Origin of the sequence: Streptomyces hainanensis (genome assembly GCF_004348415.1) — a bacterium.
GTDB lineage: Bacteria > Actinomycetota > Actinomycetes > Streptomycetales > Streptomycetaceae > Streptomyces > Streptomyces hainanensis.
The window spans coordinates 1-3,315 of sequence record NZ_SMKI01000649.1; the positions used below are offsets into that span (position 1 = coordinate 1).

Below are 3,315 nucleotides of genomic sequence, written 5' to 3' on the forward strand. Positions count from 1 at the left end.
GGCGGGTACGCCACGGCCGCCAGGCCACCGGCCTGACGGGCACCTCCGAGCGTGAGCTGGCGGGAGGGCGCCGGCGTCAGTCGGCCGCCGCCGGCTGCGGCGCCACCGACGCTGTCGCGTTCGCGGTCGCACTCGCCGACGCCGCCGTGCGGCGACGGCGGTGGTGACGGCGGCACAGCACCTCGTAGCCGACCTCGGCGTCCGCCGCCCCGACGTCGCCGACGACCACCTGCGCGCCCTCCACGACCATCCGCCCGCCCTCCGTGCGGGCGTTGTGCGTGGCGCGCGCCCCGCACCAGCACAGCGTCTCGACCTGGAGCACCTCCACCCGGTCGGCGAGCTCGATCAGCCGCTGGGAGCCGGGGAACAGCCGGGTCCTGAAGTCGGTCGTGATGCCGAACGCGTAGACGTCGACGCCCAGGTCGTCGACGACGCACGCCAGTTGGTCGACCTGCTCGGGCGAGAGGAACTGGGCCTCGTCCGCGATCACGTAGTCCACGCGGACCCCCGCCGCGACGCGGGCGGCGAGGTGCGCGTGGAAGTCGAACGCCTCGTCCGTCTCGGTCGCCTCCGTCACCAGGCCGAGCCGGGACGACAGCAGGCCCTCGCCGGCCCGGTCGTTCCTGGTGAAGATCAGCCCCCGCAGGCCACGGGCCGAGCGGTTGTGCTGGATCTGGAGGGCGAGGGTGGACTTTCCGCAGTCCATCGTGCCGGAGAAGAAGGCGAGTTCAGCCAAGGGTCCTGCTCCCGGTTGTTCCGTACTTCACGTGCTCAGGTGCGTACTTCGAGGAGCGGTACGAGCTGTTCGGCCGGGGTGACGGAGCCGTGCATGCCGAGGAGCGCCGTCTCCCTCGGCTCCGAGACGCCGGCGACCACGGCGGCGTTCCCGGTCATGGCGACGACCACGTCGCCGACGCGGCCCCGCACCCGCGGTTCGAGGTCGACGCCCGGCGGCCCGAACCAGCCGAGCTCGACGGCCTCGTCGCGGGTGACCACCCAGGCGTGCTCGGCGAGCACCTCGCGCCACACGGCGTGCACGTCGCCCGCCGCGCCCGGCACCGCGTACAGGTGGCGGGCCCGGCCCTCGCCGCCGAGGCGGGCGACGCCGGCCCGGAGTTCCCAGTCCTCGTCGAAGTCGAAGCGGGCCTCGGGGGTGGTCGGCACGTCGACCATGCCGTGGTCGGCGGTGATGTAGAGCGCGGAGCGGGGCGGCAGCCGCTCGGCGAGCCGGCGGGCCAGGCCGTCCACATAGGCCAGTTCGGACAGCCAGGCGTCGGAGGCCATGCCGAACCGGTGGCCCTTGCCGTCGAGTTCCGCGTAGTAGGTGTAGACGAGGGCCCGGTCGGCGGCGGCGAGCCGCTCGGCGGCCAGGTCCATCCGCTCGCCCGCGTCGCCGCGGCCGAGGAAGGTGCCGCCGGAGAGCGCGACCTGGGTGAGCGGGGTGTGCTCGAAGTGCGGCGCCGTGACCTGCGCTGCGGCGACGCCGGCCGCGTGGGCGCGCTGGAAGATGGTGGGGTACGGCTGCCAGAGCCGCGGATCCGTCCACGGATCCCAGCGGAGTTGGTTCATCATCTCGCCGGTGCCCGGGTCGCGGACCTTGTAGCCGGCGAGGCCGTGCGCGGCGGGTGCGAGGCCGGTGCCGACCGAGGCCAGCGAGGTCGCCGTGGTGGCGGGGAAGCCGGCGGTGATGGGCCGGCCGGTGCCGGCCCGGGACGACGGGATCAGCGAGGTGAGGAAGGGGGCCTGCTCGGGGTGGGCCAGCAGCGCCTCCCAGCCGAGGCCGTCGACCAGGAAGACGCAGACCCGGTCGGCCGGCGGCAGCCGGAGGCCGGAGGGGGCGAGGCCCGGGATGTCGAGGCCGGCGGCGGCGGCCGGCAGCACGTCGGCGAGGGATCCCGTCCCGTATGCGGGGGCGGGGGCCAGGCGTGGGTCGAGCGGCGCGGGTTCGTCGACCGGGCCCGGCCGTGCGTCCCAGCTCCCCGGTGGGGGGTGGATCACCTGGTGGCCACCGCGGTCGCCTCGGAGAGCGCCTGGGCGAACTCCAGGGTCTGCCGGACCGTCTCGGGACCGTCCCCGGCCTCGCTGATGCGCAGCGACAGGTCGTCGGCCGTGCTGGAGCCCGTGTAGCCGTGGTCGGCCTCGCAGTTGGGGTCGCCGCAGTTGGCCGGCTCCATGTCGATCCGGGCGACGGCGCCCCAGCCGATGGTGAGCACCACCTCGCGGGGCAGCGTGCCCGGCACGTAGGACTGCGGGTCGGAGACGACGCGGCTCAGCACCACGGAGGAGATCCGGGACAGCTTCACGGACTCGGTGGAGGTGGTGGCGTAGGGCGCGGGGGCCGTGCTGTCGGCGGACTGCTCGTCGGTGTGGCTGACGATGAACCGGGTGCCGGTCAGCACCAGCACGGTGGCGTGCCGGCGCACCTCGTTGCTGTCGAAGGTGGTCTCCTGGTGGACGAGGAAGGACGTCACGGGCTCCCGGCCCACGGCCGCCTCCACCGCCTCCGCGACCAGCGCGGGGTAGTAGCCGCTGCGCTCGATTGCCTCCCGCAGCCCCTGGGACGTCGTACCGGTCTTCGCCATGCGCCCATCCTAAGGGGCACCCCGGACAGCGGTGAGGCCGTCGTCCGGTCTGTTCTCGGTGGGCGGAGCACGCCGGGCACGCGGCTGGGTCCTGTCCGCCCGGACAGGGCCTAGAAGGCGGGCATCCGGCGCGGGCCAAGGTCGAAGGCGGGTGCCGGGGGCGCCACCCGGATCGAGGCGCCGAGCACGGTGACTCCGTGTGGGGCGACGGCGACGGGTTCGAGCTCGACGGCGGCGATCTCGGGCCGGTCGTCGAGCAGTCGGCCGAGGCGCAGCAGCGTCTCCTCCAGGGCGGCGGTGTCGACGGGCCGGGCGCCGCGCCAGCCGAACAGCATGGGTGCCGCCCGGATGGCCCGGACCAGCCCGGCCACGTCGCGGTCGGTGACCGGGAGCAGCCGGTGGGCCACGTCGCCGAGCAGTTCGGCCGGTGCCCCGGCGAGGCCGAAGGAGAGGACGGCGCCGACGGCCGGGTCGACGGTGGCGCGGACCACGGTGTCGACGCCCCGGGGGGCCATCCGCTGGACGACGGGCCGCAGTTCGGCGGGGTCGCCGTGCTGGCCCGCCAACTCGGCGTAGGCGCGGCGGAGTTCCCCCTCGGTGGTGAGGTCGAGGCGGACGCCGCCGAGGTCGGGGCGGTGGCGCAGGCGTGGCGCGGTGGTCTTGAGGGCGACGGGGAAGCCGACGCGGCGGGCGGCGACCACGGCGGCGCGGACGTCGGGCGCGGGGTGGGCGG

General features: G+C 75.3%; 4 protein-coding genes. All 4 read right to left on the reverse strand.

The window, feature by feature from the left end:
- Positions 1–76 precede the first annotated feature (76 nt).
- Entirely contained in the window at positions 77–736 is a 660-nt protein-coding gene (locus E1283_RS34120) for a thymidine kinase (protein WP_132822045.1), read from the reverse strand.
- Between the two features lie 35 nt (positions 737–771).
- Positions 772–1,998, reverse strand: coding sequence for an alkaline phosphatase family protein (locus tag E1283_RS34125; RefSeq protein ID WP_243745302.1), 1,227 nt, complete (start codon positions 1,996–1,998; stop codon positions 772–774).
- Positions 1,995–2,582, reverse strand: coding sequence for a DUF5998 family protein (locus tag E1283_RS39290; RefSeq protein WP_243745303.1), 588 nt, complete (start codon positions 2,580–2,582; stop codon positions 1,995–1,997). Before E1283_RS39290 ends, E1283_RS34125 begins: the two co-directional genes overlap by 4 nt.
- Before the next feature lie 110 nt (positions 2,583–2,692).
- Positions 2,693–3,315 (reverse strand): acetate--CoA ligase family protein (locus tag E1283_RS34130; protein WP_207930643.1); only part of this gene is annotated, 623 nt, incomplete at its 5' end.